Annotated in this window: 15 protein-coding genes; 11 read left to right on the forward strand and 4 right to left on the reverse strand. The window is 69.1% G+C overall.

Annotation, left to right across the window (positions count from 1 at the left end):
• Positions 1–139: 139 nt before the first annotated feature.
• Positions 140–1,792, forward strand: a complete 1,653-nt coding sequence (locus DIE02_RS04435; RefSeq protein WP_124484903.1) for an IclR family transcriptional regulator — start codon at positions 140–142, stop codon at positions 1,790–1,792.
• Positions 1,793–2,640: 848 nt separating this feature from the next.
• On the opposite strand, the gene DIE02_RS04445 is transcribed toward DIE02_RS04435, so the two are convergent.
• Positions 2,641–3,123, reverse strand: coding sequence for an Lrp/AsnC family transcriptional regulator (locus DIE02_RS04445; protein WP_006755380.1), 483 nt, complete (start codon positions 3,121–3,123; stop codon positions 2,641–2,643).
• 283 nt (positions 3,124–3,406) lie between these two features.
• Between DIE02_RS04445 and DIE02_RS04450 the strand changes: the two genes are divergently transcribed.
• Positions 3,407–4,054 (forward strand): LysE family translocator, encoded by a 648-nt coding sequence (locus DIE02_RS04450; protein WP_124484905.1) that lies wholly within the window; start codon positions 3,407–3,409, stop codon positions 4,052–4,054.
• A 91-nt stretch (positions 4,055–4,145) separates the two neighbouring features.
• Positions 4,146–4,577, forward strand: coding sequence for a YqaA family protein (locus DIE02_RS04455; RefSeq protein WP_124484906.1), 432 nt, complete (start codon positions 4,146–4,148; stop codon positions 4,575–4,577).
• Between the two features lie 86 nt (positions 4,578–4,663).
• On the opposite strand, the gene DIE02_RS04460 is transcribed toward DIE02_RS04455, so the two are convergent.
• Complete coding sequence (locus DIE02_RS04460; RefSeq protein ID WP_124484907.1) at positions 4,664–6,316, reverse strand: acyl-CoA synthetase; 1,653 nt, start codon at positions 6,314–6,316, stop codon at positions 4,664–4,666.
• 196 nt (positions 6,317–6,512) lie between these two features.
• On the opposite strand from DIE02_RS04460, the gene DIE02_RS04465 reads away from it, so the two are divergent.
• The 7 genes from DIE02_RS04465 to DIE02_RS04495 all read left to right on the forward strand — a co-directional run bounded on the left by DIE02_RS04465 (position 6,513) and on the right by DIE02_RS04495 (position 16,319).
• Positions 6,513–7,292, forward strand: a complete 780-nt coding sequence (locus DIE02_RS04465) for a Crp/Fnr family transcriptional regulator (RefSeq protein ID WP_124484908.1) — start codon at positions 6,513–6,515, stop codon at positions 7,290–7,292.
• 239 nt (positions 7,293–7,531) lie between these two features.
• Positions 7,532–10,699: an efflux RND transporter permease subunit gene (locus tag DIE02_RS04470; protein ID WP_124484909.1), complete on the forward strand. Its 3,168-nt coding sequence runs from the start codon at positions 7,532–7,534 to the stop codon at positions 10,697–10,699.
• Positions 10,700–10,727: 28 nt separating this feature from the next.
• Positions 10,728–11,960, forward strand: coding sequence for an efflux RND transporter periplasmic adaptor subunit (locus tag DIE02_RS04475; protein ID WP_124484910.1), 1,233 nt, complete (start codon positions 10,728–10,730; stop codon positions 11,958–11,960).
• A gap of 5 nt (positions 11,961–11,965) precedes the next feature.
• Positions 11,966–13,456, forward strand: a complete 1,491-nt coding sequence (locus DIE02_RS04480) for an efflux transporter outer membrane subunit (RefSeq protein ID WP_124485075.1) — start codon at positions 11,966–11,968, stop codon at positions 13,454–13,456.
• Between the two features lie 21 nt (positions 13,457–13,477).
• Complete coding sequence (locus tag DIE02_RS04485) at positions 13,478–14,173, forward strand: heavy metal response regulator transcription factor (protein WP_044843022.1); 696 nt, start codon at positions 13,478–13,480, stop codon at positions 14,171–14,173.
• Positions 14,170–15,618 (forward strand): heavy metal sensor histidine kinase, encoded by a 1,449-nt coding sequence (locus DIE02_RS04490; RefSeq protein WP_124484911.1) that lies wholly within the window; start codon positions 14,170–14,172, stop codon positions 15,616–15,618. The genes DIE02_RS04485 and DIE02_RS04490 overlap by 4 nt, the downstream gene beginning before the upstream one ends.
• Positions 15,619–15,713: 95 nt before the next feature.
• Positions 15,714–16,319 (forward strand): LysE family translocator, encoded by a 606-nt coding sequence (locus DIE02_RS04495; protein WP_124484912.1) that lies wholly within the window; start codon positions 15,714–15,716, stop codon positions 16,317–16,319.
• Between the two features lie 54 nt (positions 16,320–16,373).
• On the opposite strand, the gene DIE02_RS04500 is transcribed toward DIE02_RS04495, so the two are convergent.
• The gene (locus DIE02_RS04500) at positions 16,374–17,222 is read right to left on the reverse strand and encodes an AraC family transcriptional regulator (protein ID WP_124484913.1); all 849 of its coding nucleotides are present in this window, start codon (positions 17,220–17,222) and stop codon (positions 16,374–16,376) included.
• Between the two features lie 160 nt (positions 17,223–17,382).
• Here DIE02_RS04500 and DIE02_RS04505 point away from each other — a divergent pair, with 160 nt between their 5' ends.
• The gene (locus tag DIE02_RS04505) at positions 17,383–18,177 is read left to right on the forward strand and encodes an SDR family NAD(P)-dependent oxidoreductase (RefSeq protein WP_124484914.1); all 795 of its coding nucleotides are present in this window, start codon (positions 17,383–17,385) and stop codon (positions 18,175–18,177) included.
• A 39-nt stretch (positions 18,178–18,216) separates the two neighbouring features.
• Here the strand turns inward: DIE02_RS04505 and DIE02_RS04510 are convergent, their stop codons facing one another.
• A complete protein-coding gene (locus DIE02_RS04510) occupies positions 18,217–18,591 on the reverse strand; it encodes a hypothetical protein (RefSeq protein ID WP_044843011.1) in 375 nt (124 codons plus the stop codon).
• Positions 18,592–18,775 lie beyond the last annotated feature (184 nt).

Raw genomic sequence — 18,775 nt, forward strand, 5'->3', positions numbered from 1 at the left:
TGAGCGGATCATCTTCTCGCGCCGATTATTTGTCAATGACAAATTAGCTTGCTATTGTCTAATTCGGGTAAACCTGCGGGCTGGCGCGTCAAATGGCGTCGGATACCATGCGGGGTTTCGTCAACGGAAGAATCATCGCGTGCAGAACCACGAAGTCAGCGCAGACGACGCGCCGCCCAAGGCGCAGCGCGGGATCCAGAGCGTCGAGGTCGGCGGCCGGCTGCTCGACGCGCTCGCGCGCCGGCGCAAGCCGCTCGGGCTGTCGGAGCTGGCGGCCGCGGCCGACCTGTCGACCGCGCAGGCGCACACCTATCTCGTCAGCCTGACGCGGCTCGCGCTCGTGAAGCGCGACGCGCTCACCGGCAACTACGAGCCGGGGCCGCTGTCGCTGCGGCTCGGGCTGATGTCGATCGAGCGCCAGCCGGCCTATCGCGCGGCGCTGCCGCACGCGGCGCGGCTCGCGGAAGCGGTCGGCCTGAGCGTCGCGCTGTCGGTGCCGGGCGCGCTCGGGCCCACGATCGTGCGCATCGAGCACGGCGGCTATCCGCTGCACGTGAACCTGCACGTCGGATCCGTCATGTCGCTCGACACGACGGCGACCGGCCGGGTGTTCCGCGCGTTCGGCGACCCCGCCCAGCTCGACGCGATGGCGGCCAGCCAGGCCGGCGCCGGCGCCACGCTCGCCGGCGCGGAAGGCGACCAGCCCCCGTCCGACGCCCGCGCGTGGCAGGCCGAACTCGACGCGATCCGCGCGCGCGGGATCGAGCGCGGCGTGGATCGGCCGAGCCCCGGCGTCAGCGCGATGTGCGTGCCGGTGCTGGACGCGGACGGCCGCCTGCAACTCGCGTTGACGGTGATCGGTTCGAGCGGCTCGATCGACGTCGGCTGGGACGGCCCGATCGCGATGGCGCTGCGCGATGCGGCACGGCAAGCCACCGCGGCGCTCGACGCGGGACGCGACGCACCGCCGGTCGCGCCGGGCATGCCGCCGGCCACGCAGCGCATGCCGCCCGCGCTCGCCGACGACACGAAGGCGCAGCGCGGCATCAACGCGCTCGACAGCACGGGCGAGCTGCTGCTCGCGCTCGTCTCGGCAGGCCGTGCGCTGCCGTTGCGCGATCTCGCGGCAGCCGCCGGCATGCCGGCCGCGAAGGCGTTTCCGCACCTCGTGAGCCTGCAGAAGATCGGCCTGCTGAGCCGCGACGACGCGGGCTGCTTCGGCGGCGGGCCGCTCGCGCAGGCGCTCGGCCTGATCGCGATGCAGCGCGTGTCGCCGACGCGCGATGCGGAAGCCGAAATCGTCGCGCTGGCGGCCGCGACCGACCTGAGCGTGGCCGCGGCGACGCTCGGGCCGCTCGGGCCGACCGTGATCCGTCTCGAGGAATCGGCGCGGCCGCAGCACGTGAGCCTTCAGGTCGGCACGGTGATGTCGCTCGTGAATACGGCGATCGGGCGGATTTTCGCGGCCGGCATGTCCGACGACGTGCTGGCCGGCCTGCTGGCCGACGAGCCGGTGCGCCTCGCAGGCCGCGCGACGCAGGTCGACGACGCGTTCCGCGCGCGGCTCGCGACGATCCGCGCGGACGAACTCGATTTCGCATTCGATGCGCCGGTGCCGGGCATCGGGACGATCGCCGCGCCCGTGTTCGATCACACCGGCAGCATCCGGCTCGTGATTGCGATCATCGGCTCGTCGCGCGGCTTCCCGCGCGGGCCGCACAGCGAACTCGCGCATACGCTGCTCGCCGCGGCGCGCCGCCTGTCGTGGCGCTTCGGGGGGATCGGCGGGTAATCGCCGCCCCGCTGCCGCGCCCGTTCTCGTCGCCCCGCTTTCCGTTTTCGCCCGTCAATGCGAGGCCGCGCTCGCCGCGGTCTCGTCACGCCTGCCCGCCACGCAGAAGGTGGCGCAGCTCATGTTGCGCGGCAGCAACATAAATTGTCAGTAATTCTCATATAACGAAATCGCATTTCACAAGACGGTGACGTTTCTTTATGATTAGGGTTATCCCTAACTCGCCACCTACATGGGGCTTCGTCATGCAAACGTCTAATGTCTCCGATCGTTCCACCCAATCCTCTGGCTGGCTCGCACGTGTCGGCGAGCTGCTTGCAGAAGCATGGGCACTGCACCTCGAGAACTGCGCAGTCATCGCTGAAGCGCACGCACGCCTGCCGCGCTGAGCGCGGCGACCGGCCGCCAGCCGGCCACGCGCCATCTCCATCCGTCTGATGCGCCTTGCGGGGACGCGCGCCGAAAGGCCGCCGCGTCCGGCACGAGGCGCCGGACGGAAGTCGCAAAAAAAGGGCGAATACCCTCGATGGCATGGTGCTCACGCGCTGTGAGCACGGTCGCAGCGATGTCGATACGCGGATGCCGGTCCCGACGAACTTGTCGGCACGGTGTTGATCGCAGCTTCCCGGAATGTCCGGCCGCTGCGTAGCCGATGCATGCCCGCTGCGCGCCACGCGCCGGGCCTGGCCGTCACGGAAGATTCATCCGTTTTCCCGCCGCGCGGGCACGGCCTGCCGGTATCCGGCTCCGGGCCGCGCGCAACGGGCGCGACAGCCCGCTTCCCACCCTTCTCCAGCACCGCCGCGAACCGCGTCGTCACGACGCCGCGCGGCGCGTCGCCCCCGTCTTCACACCTGAATCGACGGCACGTCTTTCATGCACCGCAGCGCGAACATCGAGCGGCTGTGGCGAATGCTCGAAATCCTGTACAGCTTCTCGCGCAAGAAGCGTTCGTAGCCGGCCGTGCCGTCCACCGCGACCTTGATCCAGTAGTCGTATTCGCCCGATACGAGGTAGGCCTCGAGCACTTCGGGCAGTGCCGCGAGTTCGGCGCCGAAACGCGCGAGCGCATCGTCCTCGTGGCGATCGAGGGTGACTTCGAGGATCACGATGTCCGCGTAGCCGAGCATGCGCTGGTTGACCAGCGCGACGTAGCCGTCGATGTAACCGTCGAGTTCGAGCTGCCGCGTGCGGTTCCAGCAGGCGGTGGTCGACATGCCGATCTGTTCGGCCAGTTCGGCGTTCGACAGGCGCGCATTTTTTTGCAGTGCACCGAGGATCTTGCGGTCCTGGTTGTCGAGGGTTTTCGGCGTGCGTTCGCGGGTAGCCATGACAGGAAGAATCTTCTACTGAAAATCCGCATTCTATCCGAACAGGCTTCCGGTTTCGGGTGCGTTTTACTGGAAAACAGGAAGCCTTTTAACCGGCCCGCTTGATACATTTTCTCCATGCCTGGTGTCCGGCACGCTCCCCGCGACAACCCCTTCGCACCGGGACGCCTGGCCGCAATCACGAGTTGCGGCGCAGGACACGCAGGCATGCAACGTCCCGCCCCCCGCGCGCCTACCCGGTCGCACGGGCCGGCGCCTGATCCTCCGTTTCCGCACTCCCGTCATGTCGTTCAGGCTTTATCTGTCGTTCCTCGCTGCGTCCGCCGTCCTCATCTACGCCCCCGGCCCCGTCAACCTCCTCACGATGAACCAGGCATTGCGCGCCGGCTGGCGCCGCGCGCTGCCGTGCGTCTGGGGCGGCACGCTCGCCGTGCTGCTGCAGCTCGCGCTTACAGCGCTGTGCCTGAATTCGCTGGTTCACCTCGACGAGCACGCGCTGACCGTGCTGCGCTGGGCCGGCGCCGCCTACCTCGTATGGCTCGGCTGCAAGCAATGGCTCGGCCGGGCGCCGGTCACCGCGCCCGCCGCGTCGACGGACGCCGGCAACACGGCACCCGACGACACCGCCACCGGACGCGCGCTGTTCTGGCGCGGCGTCGCCACCTCCGGCCTGAACCCGAAGACGCTGCTGTTCTTTCCGTCGTTCTTTCCGCAGTTCATCGTCCCGGATCCCGACTGGAGCCTGAACGCGCAATTCCTGCTGCTCGCGGCGAGCTTCGCGCTGCTGTTCGCCGGCGGCGTCGCGTCGATGGCGCTGTTCTCGCACCGGCTGAGCCGTGCGCTGCAGCGGCCGGCGCGGATGCGCGCGATGAATCGCGTGACGGGCGGGCTGCTGGTCGGGATGGGCGCGATCATGGTCGGATGGAACTGAGTGGCCGCCTGAGCGCGTGACGTCGCGCGCTGCGGCGCGCGCCACCCCACGCCGGCCGACGCGCGGCCGGTACGACCAGTACAATCGCGCGATGTCCGAACTGCTCACTTACGGCGGCCTGTTCGCCGTGTCGATGGTCGCCGCGACCCTGTTGCCGCTCCAGTCCGAAGCCGTGCTTGCCGGCCTGCTGCTCGCCGGGCGCGAACCGGTGTGGGCGCTGGTGCTGGTGGCGAGCGTCGGCAACGTCGCGGGCGCGGGGATCAACTGGACACTCGGCCGCGGCATCGAGCACTTCCGCGACCGCCGCTGGTTTCCGGTGAAACCGGCCGCGCTCGCGCGCGCCGAGGGCTGGTATCGGCGCTATGGCCGCTGGTCGCTGCTGCTGAGCTGGGCGCCGGTGATCGGCGACCCGCTGACGATGATCGCCGGCGTGCTGCGCGAGCCGCTGCCGACCTTCGTCGCGATCGTGACGATCGCGAAGGTCGGGCGGTATCTGGCGATCGCGTGGCTCGTCGTGCCTTGACGCCTTGACGCCTTGACGCCTTGACGCCTTGACGCCTTGACGCATTCACGTATCAAGGCGTCCGCCCGCACGACGCCCCGTCGACGTTACTTCTTGTCTCCCGCCAGGTCGATCGCCTTGTCCGATCCGACCGCGTTGCGCAGCTGGAATTTCTGGATCTTGCCGGTCGACGTCTTCGGCAGCTCGCCGAAGCGCACGACCTTCGGCACCTTGAAACCCGCGAGCAACTGCCGGCAGTGGGCGACGATCTCCGCCTCGGTCGCGCTCGCGCCTTCGCGCAGCTCGACGAACGCGCACGGCACCTCGCCCCACTTCGGGTCGGGCATTGCGACCACCGCCGCGACCGCGACGGCCGGATGCCGGTACAGCGCATCCTCGACCTCGATGCTCGAGATGTTCTCGCCGCCCGAAATGATGATGTCCTTGCGGCGATCCTTGATGCGGATGTAGCCGTCCGGCGTCAGCACGCCGAGATCGCCCGTATGGAACCAGCCGCCGTGGAACGCTTCCTCCGTCGCGTGCGGGTTCTTCAGGTAGCCCTTCATGCAGATGTTGCCGCGGAACATGATCTCGCCGAGCGTCTCGCCGTCGGCCGGCACCGGCGTCATCGTGTCCGGATCGAGCACCGTCGCGCCCGCTTCCAGGTGATAGCGCACGCCCTGCCGCGCATTGAGCCGCGCGCGCTCGTCGTCGGGCAGCTCGTCCCAGTGCGCCTGCTTCGCGCAGACGGTCGCCGGGCCATAGACCTCGGTCAATCCGTACACGTGCAGCAGGTCGAAGCCGATCTCCTTCATCTTCGCGATCACGGCCGGCGCGGGCGCGGCACCGGCGACCATCGCGTGCACCGTGTGATCGATGCCGGCGCGCAACTCGGCCGGCGCATTCGCGATCGCGCTCTGTACGATCGGCGCGCCGCAGTAATGCGTGATGCGCTCGCGGCGGATCAGGTCGAACACCGTCTTCGCGTCGAACTTGCGCAGGCACACGTTCACGCCCGCGCGCGCCGCGACGGCCCACGGGAAGCACCAGCCGTTGCAGTGGAACATCGGCAGCGTCCACAGATACACCGCGTGCTTCGGCATGTCCCATTCGAGGATGTTGCTGATCGCCGCGAGATACGCGCCGCGATGGTGATACACGACGCCCTTCGGGTCGCCCGTCGTGCCGGACGTGTAGTTCAGCGCGATCGCCTCCCACTCGTCGGCGGGCGGCGTCCATGCGTAGTCGGGGTCGCCGCCCGCGACGAACGCCTCGTAGTCGGTCGCGCCCGCGAAGCGCGCGGGGTCGGCCGGCATCGCATCGGCAACGCTGACGATCTTCAGGCCCGGCACTTCGAGCGCCGCGCGATGCGCGAGCTCCGCGTATTCGGTGTCGACGATCAGCACCTTCGCCTCGCCGTGACGCAGCATGAACAGCACCGATGAAATGTCGAGCCGCGTGTTGATCGTGTTGAGCACGGCGCCGGCCATCGGCACGCCGAAGTGCGCCTCGACCATCGCCGGGATGTTCGGCAGCAGCGCGGCCACCGTCTCGCCGCGCGCGACGCCGGCCCGCGCGAGCGCGCTCGCGAGCTGCTTCGCCCGCGTGTAGGTCTCGCCCCACGTGCGCCGCACGTCGCCGTGCACGATCGCGAGGCGCGCGCCGTAGACTTCGGCCGCACGGACCAGAAAGTCGATCGGCGTGAGCGGCACGTAGTTGGCATCGCGGCGGCCGAGTCCGGCCTCGAACATCTGCGTCATGATCCTGTCTCCCGTTTTCTGTCGACCGGCGCGTGCGTCGGCCTCGTATCCGGCAAGTGTGCATGCACCCCGACCGGTCTTGATGTGGTTCAATTGCCGACAGCCTAACGGGCGCTATTGTGAGCCGTCTGTCATCGAAACGACAGAGTGCCTCATGAGCGCTGCGCGTTATCCCTATCCTCGCAAACCCGCATCCATGCACGACCACCTCGTTGCGCCGCCCGACGCGGCCGCCGCCGCTGTCAGCCCGCCGGCCAGCCCGCCGGCCGACACGCCGCTCGAACCGGGCCCGTTGCCCGCCCTGTCCGTGCTGTTCGGCCAGTGCGCGTGGTTCCGCGCGCTGGCGCCGGAACACCAGGCGCTCGTGCTCGCGCAGTCGCGCGCCGAGCAGCACGAGGCCGGCGACGTGATCGCGCAGCGGCTCGCACCGTCCGAATACTGGATCGGCGTGCATCGCGGGTTGCTGAAGCTCGCGATCTTCAACGCGTCGGGGCGCGGCTGCACGTTTTCCGGCGTGCCGTCGGGCGGCTGGTTCGGCGAAGGCAGCGTGATCAAGCGCGAGCTGCGCAAGTACGAAGTCGTCGCCGTCCAGCGCTCGATCGTGCTGTTCGTCCCGGTCGACACGTTCCATGCGCTGCTCGACACGAGCCTGCCGTTCACGCGCTTCGTGATCCACCAGTTGAACAACCGGATGGGCGAGTTCATCGCGTCGATCCAGAACAGCCGGCTGCTCGATGTCGACGCGCGCGTCGCGCAGGCGCTCGCGCAGCTGTTCAACCCCGCGCTGTATCCGGACACCGGCCCGTCGCTCGCGATCTCGCAGGAGGAACTGGGAATGCTCGTCGGCGTGTCGCGGCAGCGGATCAACCAGGCGTTGCAGCAACTCGAGAAGCTCGGCGTGCTGCGGCTCGCGTACAACCAGATCGAAGTCGTCGACCTGGCCGCGCTCGCGCGGGTCGGGATGGAACAGATCTGAGCGACGCCCGATGAACGGAAGCGTCGCTGCTGCGGCATGCGCGTGCGGTGCGGCGGCCTTTTTCGGGCATCGGCGTCCGCGCGCGTTTTCATCCGATCAATCGGCCTGAAGTCGCCACGGTCGCCGCGCGCCGAACCTGACAAATCCGCCAGTTTCGTGTCAGTGACTCGTTCAGCCCCGACGCCTATCATTCGGGTTCCCCTCACCGCCGCCTGAGCACCGCCTGTCCCGCCGCCTCCATGTGGATCGTCAATCTCGCGCTCAGGCGCCCCTACACGTTCATCGTGATGGCCATCATGATCGTGCTGGCCACCCCGCTCGCGCTGATGCGCACGCCTGTCGACGTCCTGCCGGCGGTCAACATTCCCGTCATCAGCGTGATCTGGAATTACACCGGCTTCTCCGCGAAGGAGATGACCAACCGCATCACGGCCGTCCATGAACGGATCCTCACGACGACCGTCAACAACATCCAGCACATCGAGTCGACGTCGCTGCCGGGCATCGCGGTCGTGAAGGTGTTCCTGCAGCCCGGCGCGAACGTGCAGACCGCGATCGCGCAGACGGTCTCGTCCGCGCAGGCGATCGTGCGGCAGATGCCGCAGGGCGCGACGCCGCCGCTCGTGATCACCTATTCGGCGTCGAGCATCCCGGTGATCCAGCTCGGGCTGTCGAGCAAGACGCTCAGCGAACAGTCGCTCGCCGACATCGCGCTCAACTTCCTGCGGCCGCAACTGATCACGATCCCGGGCGCGCAGATCCCGTTTCCGTACGGCGGCCGCACGCGCGTGGTCGCGATCGACCTCGATCCGCAGGCGCTGCTCGCGAAGGGCCTCACGCCCGCCGACATCGTCAACGCGGTCAACGCGCAGAACCTCGTGCTGCCGACCGGCACCGCGAAGATGGGCCAGACCGAATACCGGATCGACACGAACGCGTCGGCCGACACGGTCGCGGACATCAACGGCCTACCGGTCCAGACCGTCAACGGCGCGACGACCTACCTGCGCGAGGTCGCGTCGGTGCGCGACGGCTTCGCGCCGCAAACCAACGTCGTGCGGCAGAACGGCCAGCGCGGCGTGCTGATGTCGATCCTGAAGACCGGCGACGCGTCGACGCTGAAGGTCGTGTCGGACCTGAAGGCACTGCTGCCGAAGGTGATCCCGACGCTGCCCGAAGGACTCACGATCACGCCGCTGTTCGACCAGTCGGTGTTCGTCAACGCCGCCGTGCAGGGCGTGATCCACGAGGCGCTGATCGCCGCCGTGCTGACCGCGATGATGATCCTGCTGTTCCTCGGCAACTGGCGCAGCACGCTGATCATCGCGATCTCGATTCCGCTGTCGATCTTCACGTCGCTGATCGCACTCTCCGCGCTCGGCGAGACGATCAACATCATGACGCTCGGCGGGCTCGCGCTCGCGGTCGGGATCCTGGTCGACGACGCGACCGTCACGATCGAGAACATCGAGCGGCACCTGCATCTCGGTACCAACCTGCACGACGCGATCCTCGAAGGCGCGGGCGAGATCGCGGTGCCCGCGTTCGTGTCGACGCTGTGCATCTGCATCGTGTTCGTGCCGATGTTCTTCCTGACGGGCGTCGCGCGCTTCCTGTTCGTGCCGCTCGCCGAAGCCGTGGTGTTCGCGATGCTCGCGTCGTACGTGCTGTCGCGCACGCTCGTGCCGACGCTGGCGATGCTGCTGTTCCGCCCGCAGCAGGCCACGAGCGGCCCCGATCATGCGACGTCGCGGTTCGCGCGCCTCCATCACGCGTTCAACGCCGCGTTCGAGCGGCTGCGCGCGTGGTACATCGTGCTGCTCAGCATGCTGCTGGTGCGCCGCCGCTTCTACGCGACGTGCTTCCTCGGCTTCTGCGTGCTGTCGACCGGCCTCGTGTTCGTGCTCGGCCGCGACTTCTTCCCGAACGCCGATTCCGGCAACCTGCGGCTGCACATGCGCGCGCCGACCGGCTACCGGATCGAGGAGACCGCGCGCCTTGCCGACCAGGTCGAGCGCGTGATCCGCGAAACCGTGCCGGCGGACGAACTCGGCGCGATCGTCGACAACCTCGGGCTGCCGGTGAGCGGCATCAACCTGTCGTACAGCAATGCCGGCACGATCGGCACGCTCGACGGCGAACTGATGATCGCGCTGAAGCCTGGCCACCGCGCGACCGCGCACTACGTGCAGACGCTGCGCACGCTGCTGCCGCAGCGCTTCCCGGGCGTCGAGTTCTTCTTCCAGCCGTCGGACATCATCACGCAGATCCTCAACTTCGGTCAGCCCGCCGCGATCGACGTGCAGGTGCTCGGCAACGATCTCGCGAGTAACATGGCTATCGCGAGCAGCCTGATGAAGAAGATCAGGCAAATCCCCGGCACCGTCGACGTGCACGTACTGCAGCGCAACGACGAACCGACCCTGGTGGCCGACATGGACCGTACGCGCATGCAGCAGCTCAGCCTCTCCGCGCAGAACGTCGCGCAGAACATGCTGATCTCGCTGTCCGGCAGCTCCCAGACGACCCCGTCGTTCTGGATCAATCCGCGCTCGGGCGTCCAGTACCCGCTGCAGATCCAGACCCCGCAATACAGCATCGCGTCGATCGACGACCTGCTCGGCACGCCGATTTCCGCGAGCGGGCGCACCGGCATGCCGCTGCAATTGCTCGGCAACCTCGTGCAGATCCATCCCGTCGCGAACCCGGCGGTGATCACGCACTACAACATCCGCCCGGCGATCGACCTGTACGTGAGCGTCGAGGGCCGCGACCTCGGCTCGGTCGCGGGCGCGATCGACCGCATCGTGTCCGACGCGCGCGCGACGCTGCCGCGCGGCACCGACCTGTCGGTGCGCGGCCAGGTCGAGACGATGCGCACGTCGTACCTCGGCCTCGGCGCGGGCGTCGCGATGGCGATCGTGCTCGTCTACCTGCTGATCGTCGTGAATTTCCAGTCGTGGCTCGATCCGCTGATCATCATCAGCGCGATGCCGGCCGCGCTCGCCGGCATCGCGTGGATGCTGTTCATCACCGGCACGCACCTGAGCGTGCCCGCGCTGACGGGCGCGATCATGACGGTGGGCGTCGCGACCGCCAACAGCATCCTGGTCGTGTCGTTCGCGCGCCAGCGCCTCGCGGCCGGCGCGCCGCCGCTCACGGCCGCACTGGAGGCCGGCGCGACGCGAATCCGCCCGGTGCTGATGACGGCGCTCGCGATGATCATCGGGATGGTGCCGATGGCGCTCGGTCTCGGCGAAGGCGCCGAGCAGAACGCGCCGCTCGGCCGCGCGGTGATCGGCGGCCTGCTGTTCGCCACCGTTTCGACGCTGCTGTTCGTGCCACTCGTGTTCGGCGGCGTGCATGCGCGGCTGGCCCGCCGGCGCGCGCGCCCGGCCGGACACTGACTTTCTAGCCTATCGACCCGGTCAATTCATGGAAGAGAAACATCACAGCTCCGTCGGCATCCAGGTGGACGAACACGGCATGCACCTGCCGACGCGCACGTCGGTGTCGCGGCGCGGGCGGATCGTCCTGATCGTGATCGGCGTGCTGCTGGCCGCGGGCGCCGCGCGCACGATCGTCGTCAACGTGCTGAACCGGAATCACCTCGACGCGGTGGCCGAGCAGAACACGCGCCAGTACGTGAACGTCGTGCATCCGGTCGATGCGGCCACCGGCGGCAAGCTGGCGCTGCCCGGCACCCTGCGCGGCTTCGTCGAAGCGCCGATCTACGCACGTGCGAGCGGCTACGTGCTGCGCTGGCAGGCCGACATCGGCGCGCACGTGAAGCAGGGGCAGCTGCTCGCCGAACTCGACACGCCCGAGCTGAACCAGGAACTCGCGCAGGCCACCGCGCAGCGCCAGCAGGCGCAAGCCGCGCTCGCGCTCGCGAAGACGTCGTTCGACCGCGCGCAGCAGCTGCGCCAGCGCGATGCGGTGTCACAGCAGGAACTCGACGACCGGCAAGGCGCGTTCAACCAGGGCACCGCGAACCTCGCGGCGGCCGATGCGAACATGCGCCGGCTCACCGAGCTGAAAGGCTTCCAGCGCATCGTCGCGCCGATCGACGGGATCGTCACGCAGCGCAACGTCGACGTCGGCGACCTCGTCAATTCCGGCAACGCGGGCCGCGCGCTGTTCACGGTCGTGCAGGCCGACCGGCTGCGCCTGTACGTGCAGGTGCCGCAGGCTTATGCGCAGCAGGTGAAGGTCGGCCAGCGCGTGAGCGTCGCGCAGGCAGAACTGCCCGGCCAGACCTTCGACGGCACCATCACGCGCACGTCCCAGGCGATCGACGTCGCGACGCGCTCGCTGCAGATCGAGATCACGCTGCCGAACCCGGACGGGCGGCTGCTGCCCGGCGCATACGTGCAGGCGACCCTGCCGATGACGCCGGTCGGCCGCCTGCAGATTCCGGCCAACACGCTGCTGTTCCGCGCCGAAGGGCCGACGGTCGCGACCGTCGACGCGAACGGCCAGGTGCGCCTGAAGGCGGTGACGGTCGCGCGCACGATCGGGCAGACGCTCGAAGTCGACGGCCCGCTCACGCCGCACGACCGCCTCGTCGCGAACCCGAGCGATGCGCTCGCGAACGGCGACACCGTGATCGTGCAGGCGCCGCCGGTCGTGAAGCCGGCCTCCGCGGCCGCGGGAGCGCAGTCGTGAGCGCGCTGCGCGCCTGCCTGCCCCCCGCAGCGGTCGTGGCCGTCGTCGCGGCCGCGACGCTCGCCGGCTGTACGGTCGGCCCCGACTACCGGCGCCCCGCCGTCGAGACGCCCGCCACGTGGCGGCTCGACCCGGCCGATGCTTACTGGCACCCGGCCGCGCCGGCCCGTGCGCCGCTCGACCCGGCGTGGTGGACCGCGTTCGGCGACGCGCAGCTCGACGCGCTCGAAACCGACGCGCTGCGCGACAACCAGAACCTGAAGGCCGTCGCCGCGCGCTACGACCAGGCGAAGGCGACGCTCGCATCGGTCGCGTCCGCGCAGTATCCGGCCGTCGGCCTGAACGCGAGCGGCCAGCGCTTCAAGATCTCCGCCGACCGGCCGCAGACCAACTACGCGACGAAGAGCATGTCGACCGTGCAGAACGACATCCAGGTCGCCGCGAGCGTCAGCTACGAACTCGACCTGTTCGGCCGCGTGCGGCGCAGCGTCGAATCCGCGCAGGCCAGCTCCGAGCAGGCGCGCGACGATTTCGCGAACGCGCGCCTGGTGCTGAGCGCCGATCTCGCATCGAGCTACTTCGCGCTGCGCGAACTCGACACCGAGATCGACGTCGTCAGGCGTTCGATCGACCTGCAGCAAAAGGCGCTCGACTACGTGAGCGCGCGCCACGACCTCGGCGCGGTGTCCGGCCTCGACCTGCTGCAGCAGCGCGCGCAACTCGACGCGACGCGCACGCAGGCGCAGTTGCTGATCCAGCAGCGCGCTCAGGTCGAGACGGCGATCGCGACGCTGGTCGGCACGCCGGCCCCCGCGTTCTCGCTGCCGCCGCGCGTGGCGCCGATCAACGCGCCCGCGCTGCCGACCGGGATGCCGAGCGACCTGCTGCAGCGCCGGCCCGACGTCGCATCGGCCGAGCGCGCGATGGCCGCGGCGAACGCGCAGATCGGCGTCGCGCGCGCCGCGTATTTCCCGCGCATCGCGCTGTCGCCGGACCTCGGCTGGGACGCGACGCGCTTCTCCGGCCTGTTCACCGTGCCGGCGCTGCTGTGGTCGATCGGCGCGTCGGTCAGCCAGCCGCTGTTCGAAGGCGGCAAGCTGAAGGCCGGCGTCGATTTCGCGCAGGCGGGCTACGTCGCCGCGCAGGCCAATTACCGGCAGACCGTGCTCACCGCGTTCCAGGAGGTGCAGAATGCGGTGACGGGCCTGTCGGTGCTGGCCGAGGCCGCGCAGCAGGCGTCGGCGGCCGTCGACGACGCGCGCAAGCTCGTGTCGCTCGCGCAGGACCGCTATGCGGGCGGCCTGACGCCGTTCATCGACGTGCTGACGGCCCAGCAGCAGTTGCTGACGAGCGAGCGCCAGGCCGTGCAGATCCAGGGCCAGCGCGCGGCGCTCGTGGTGTTTCTTGCGAAGGCGCTCGGCGGCGGCTGGGACGGCGCCACGCCGACCGACGTCGCGGCGGCCGGCCCGCAACCCGCCACGAGCGTCACTCCCTAACCCGGTTACGCGGACCCACCCATGAAAGTCCTGATCGTCGAAGACGAACCGAAAGTCGTCGAATACCTGAAGAGCGGCCTGAGCGAGGAAGGCTGGGTCGTCGACACCGCGCTCGACGGCGAAGACGGCGCGTGGAAGGCCGTCGAATTCGACTACGACGTGGTCGTGCTCGACGTGATGCTGCCGAAGCTCGACGGCTTCGGCGTGCTGCGCGCGTTGCGCGCGCAGAAGCAGACGCCCGTGATCATGCTGACCGCGCGCGACCGCGTCGACGATCGCGTGCGGGGCTTGCGCGGCGGCGCCGACGACTACCTGACCAAGCCCTTCTCGTTCCTCGAGCTGATCGAGCGGCTGCGCGCGCTGACGCGCCGCGCGCGCGTGCAGGAATCGACGCTGATCTCGATCGGCGACCTGCGCGTCGACCTGATCGGCCGGCGCGCGACCCGCGACGGCACACGCCTCGACCTGACCGCGCAGGAATTCCAGCTGCTCGGCGTGCTCGCGCGGCGCAGCGGCGAGGTGCTGTCGAAAACGACGATCGCCGAACTCGTGTGGGACGTGAACTTCGACAGCAACGCGAACGTCGTCGAGACGGCGATCAAGCGCCTGCGCGCGAAACTCGACGGCCCGTTCGCGGAGAAGCTGCTGCATACGATCCGCGGCATGGGCTACGTGCTCGAGGCGCGCGAGGACGGCGACGCGGAGCGGCACGCATGAAACGCTCGATCACCCTGCGCCTGTCGGCGATGTTCGGCATCGTGTCGCTGCTCGTGTTCACGCTGGTCGGCTGCGGGCTGTTCGTGATGATGGAGCGCCAGCTGCTCGCCGAACTGCGTGCGACGATCGACACGCGCGCGAAGGTCGCGCAGATGATCGTGTCGCACGCGACCACGGCCGCGCGCGGCCGCCTGATGCAGGAAAAGCTCGCCGACCTCGAACCGCCCGACGGTTCGACGCGCTACCAGGTCGACAGCCCCGACGCCGACTTCCGCTTCGGCCGTCCGGTCGACGGCGTGCCCGTCGGCGAACCGTTCGGCGCGTTCCAGCAGTACGCGCTGAACCACAGCAGCTACGACGTGATGACGAAGACCGTCCCGATCGCAGGCAGCGGCGAGCGCCCCGACCTGAAGCTGATCGTCGCGTCGTCGTGCGAGCGCACGCAGCGCATGCTGCGTCGTTTCGCGTGGACACTCGCTGCGCTGATCGCGATCGCCACCGTCATCACGCTGCTGCTGAGCCGCGCGGTCGCACGCTTCGGGCTCGCGCCGCTCGAACGGATGTCGCAGGACGCCGCGGCCATCGGCGCCACCGACCGCCGCCAGCGGCTGCACACCGACGCGCTGCCGACCGAGCTGCGCGATCTCGCCGCGTCGTTCAACGGCGCGCTCGAACGCATCCAGCAGACCTACGCGCGGCTCGAGGCATTCAATGCGGACGTCGCGCACGAGCTGCGCACGCCGATCAGCATCCTGATCGGACAGACCCAGGTCGCGCTGACGAGCCGCGACCGCTCGGTCGACCGGATGCGCCAGACGCTGCAGTCGAACCTCGAGGAATTCGAACGGTTGCGCGTGATCATCAACGACATGCTGTTCCTGTCGCGCAGCGATCGCGGCGAACGCGCGACCGACCTGAAGCACGTGTCGCTCGCCGACGAAGTGCGCCGCATGCTCGACTTCCTCGAGATTCCGCTCGACGAAGCGCAGTTGCGCGCCGAACTGCACGGCGATGCGCGCGCGGCCGTCGACCCGTCGCTGTTCCGCCGCGCGATGACCAACCTGCTGATCAACGCGATCCAGCATTCGGCGCCTGGCGCGACGCTGAACGTGACGATCACGCCGCGCGATACGCTCGTCGACGTGTCGGTCGCCAACCCCGGCGAGCCGATCGACCCGGTGCAGCGCGCGCACGTGTTCGAGCGCTTCTACCGGCTCGAGGAAGCGCGCGCGAACAGCAAGGAGAATCACGGGCTCGGGCTGTCGATCGTCAAGGCCGTCGCGGAGATGCACGGCGGCAGCGTGTTCGTCGCATGCGCGGGCGGCGTCAATACGTTCGGCTTCTCGGTGTCGACGCAACCGGGAGGCAGCGGCCCGCTGCGCGCGGCCGACGCCGGCGACCCGCACGCGCTGCGGCCGGCGCACGCGCCGCGCGCGATGCATTGACGGCAGCCGCGCCGCCGAGGGCAGTTTTCTTCAATACGGACCTGCACGGCTTCTTTAGTCTCGATGCGACTTTGACATTCGCATGGAGGCAATCAATGAGCATGCTGGTTTCGATGGCCGCGTTCGCGCTGGCGTCGTCGATCACGCCCGGTCCCGTCAACATCGTCGCGCTCAGCGCGGGCGCACGCCACGGCCTTGGCGCGAGCCTGCGCTATGCGGCCGGCGCGACGCTCGGCTTCGTCGCGCTGTTCCTGCTGATCGGCCTCGGGCTGCACGCGGTGATCGCGCGCTGGCCGATGCTGACCACCGTCACCCAGTGGTCGGGGATCGCGTTCCTGCTTTACCTCGCGCTGCGGCTCGCGCTCGACGACGGCCGGCTGTCGGCCGATCCGGACGATCCGGCTGCGCCGAACGTCGCCGGCCCGTCGGCGGCGGCCGGCGCGGCGATGCAATGGCTGAATCCTAAGGCATGGCTCGCGTGCGTGGCTGCGATGGGCGCATATGCGGCCGACGGCGAGCCCGCGCAGGTATGGCAATTCGCGGCGTTGTATCTGGTGATCTGCTTTGCGTCGATCGCGTGCTGGGCGTATGCGGGTGCGTCGCTGCGGCACCGGCTCGCGAATGCGCGGCGGATGCGGCTGTTCAACCGCGCGATGGCGTTGCTGCTCGCGGGCAGCGCGCTTTATCTGCTCGACGTTTAGTGCCGTTGTTTCGGTGTGTGGTCGCGGCGCCGGCACCGCCGCACGGTTCGCCGGTCAGCTCGCGGCGCTTCGATACTGCCCCGGCGTGGCGGCCGCGATGCGCCGGAATGCGCGCTGGAAATGCGCCTGGTCCGCGAAGCCCGCATCGAGCGCGACGTCGGCGATCGGCCGGCCGCGGCGCAACTCGGCCCGCCCGTACTGCACGCGGCGGTCGATCAGGAACGCATGCGGCGTCATCCCGTAGCGGGCGTTGAACGCGCGGATCAGGTAGGACGGCGACAAGTCGGCGGCCGCGCAGATCGCATCGAGCGAGACGGCCTGACGGCAATGCGCGGCGATGTAGTCGGCCGCGCGCGCGAGCTTCGCGTTGTCGGCCCCGCGCCGGGCGGCGTCGGGCAGTTCGCGATCGAGCGCGCCGTGCAGCCGTGTGAAGAACTCGACCGCCGCGCTCTCCTTGCCGAGCGGATCGACGCCGGGCGCCACGAGCGTGCGGTAAAAGCCGCCGAACCGTGCGAACAGGTCGCGCCGTTCCGTCAATTTCGGCGAAAAGCCGTGAAAATCGCGGTTCGGGTCGCGCCCGAGCGAATGCTGCAGGCGGGTGAGCCACGGAACGTCCACGTAAACCATCCGGTACGCCCATGCGTCGGGGCCGTACGGATTGCACGCATGCACCTGCTCCGGATCGATGATCACGAGCACGCCGCGCCCGACGTGCTCCTTCGTCGCGCCGTTCAGGTAGGTGCTCGTGCCGCCGACGATCGCGCCGAGCGAAAACGTGTCGTGCGTGTGCTTCGCGTAGCAGATCGTCCGACCGTCGTCGACGGTGCGCGCCTCGATGAACGGCAGCGCGGCGTCGCGCCAGAACGGCGACGGTATGGCGAGGGGGTTGGCGGAACGGCTCACGCGACAGGCTCCCGGATTGGACGGCGAACGCACACCGTACAAGACTGCGCGACGCGACGCAACCGCGACCCGACACTTCGCGTGCGGATCGCCTAAGCTTTGAATTCGGCCGCCGCGGCACGCCCGGCGGGTTCCGTTCCCTCTTCCAACCGGTACACTCATGCACATCGATCTGACAGGCAAGACCGCGGTCGTCACCGCTTCCACCGCCGGCATCGGGCTGGCGATCGCCGAAGGGCTTGCGCAGGCGGGCGCGCGCGTCGTCGTCAACGGACGCAGCGACAAGTCGGTCGACGCCGCGCTCGCGCAGCTGCGCAGCGCCGTACCCGGCGCGGACCTCGACGGCGTCGCGGCCGACCTGTCCGACGCCGCCGGCGTCGCGCGCATCACGCAGCACACGCCGGAGGCCGACATCCTCGTCAACAACGCGGGCATCTACGGGCTGAAGGCGTTCTTCGACATCGACGACGACGAATGGGCCCACTACTTCCAGATGAACGTGATGTCGGGCGTGCGTCTCGCGCGGCACTACCTGAAGGGGATGCTCGCGCGGAACACGGGCCGCATCGTGTTCATTTCGTCGGAGTCCGGGCTGAACATCCCGGTCGACATGATTCACTACGGGTTCACGAAAACCGCGCAGCTCGCGATCGCGCGCGGCCTCGCGAAACTCGCGGCCGGGACGCGCGTGACGGTCAATTCGGTCCTGCCGGGGCCGACGATGTCGGAAGGCGTGCGGGCGCTGCTGAAGGAAACGGCCGACGCCACGGGCCGCAGCATCGACGACGTCGCGGTCGATTTCGTGCGCAGCGAGCGCGCGAGCTCGATCATCCAGCGGCCGGCGACGACGGAGGAAGTCGCGAATCTCGTTGTGTACGTGTGCTCGCCGCAGGCCTCGGCGACGACGGGCGCGGCATTGCGCGTCGATGGCGGCGTGGTCGACACGATAGCGTGACGACGGCGTGACACGCTCGCGCGGCGCATGGCGGCCGCACTAGCGCGAGGCGGCCTTGTCCGATTGAAGCGTGCCCTTGCGATCGGCGTCCATGCAGGTATCGAAGCCGTGTTGCGTGACCGCACCGGCCTTGTCGAACACGACGAAGAAAGCCCGGTGATCGTTGTCGTGCTCGATGAAGTAGTTGTAGCAGACGCCGCTGCCGTTGCGGACCATCCACACGCTGCGCGGGTTGCCGCCGGCGCGGACGACGTCGGCGCGCGTCGCGCCGTGCCGCGACGCGGCCCTCGCCAGCGGCGTGCGCGAATACGAGAACGGCAGCCACGAGTCGAACCACGCGCAACCGTGCAGCATCAGGCAGCTGGCGGCCAGGGACAGCGTCGCTGCGGGGCGGGACATCGGAATCAATCGCATGCTTGGTGAAATCTGCTGCGCCATGCCGGCGTGATCGAAAGCCCCATGCTACTCGACCTTTGGGTCCGGATCGAAAAGAAATGTAGAGACTTGTGTCCGATGCGCTGCCCGACGCAGTCCGGCGCGTGCCCGATCGTCACGAATCGTGGCCGTGCCGGGCGCGTTCGCGCGCCCGCCTTCTGAC

Origin of the sequence: Burkholderia sp. Bp8991 (genome assembly GCF_003853795.1) — a bacterium.
Classification (GTDB): domain Bacteria; phylum Pseudomonadota; class Gammaproteobacteria; order Burkholderiales; family Burkholderiaceae; genus Burkholderia.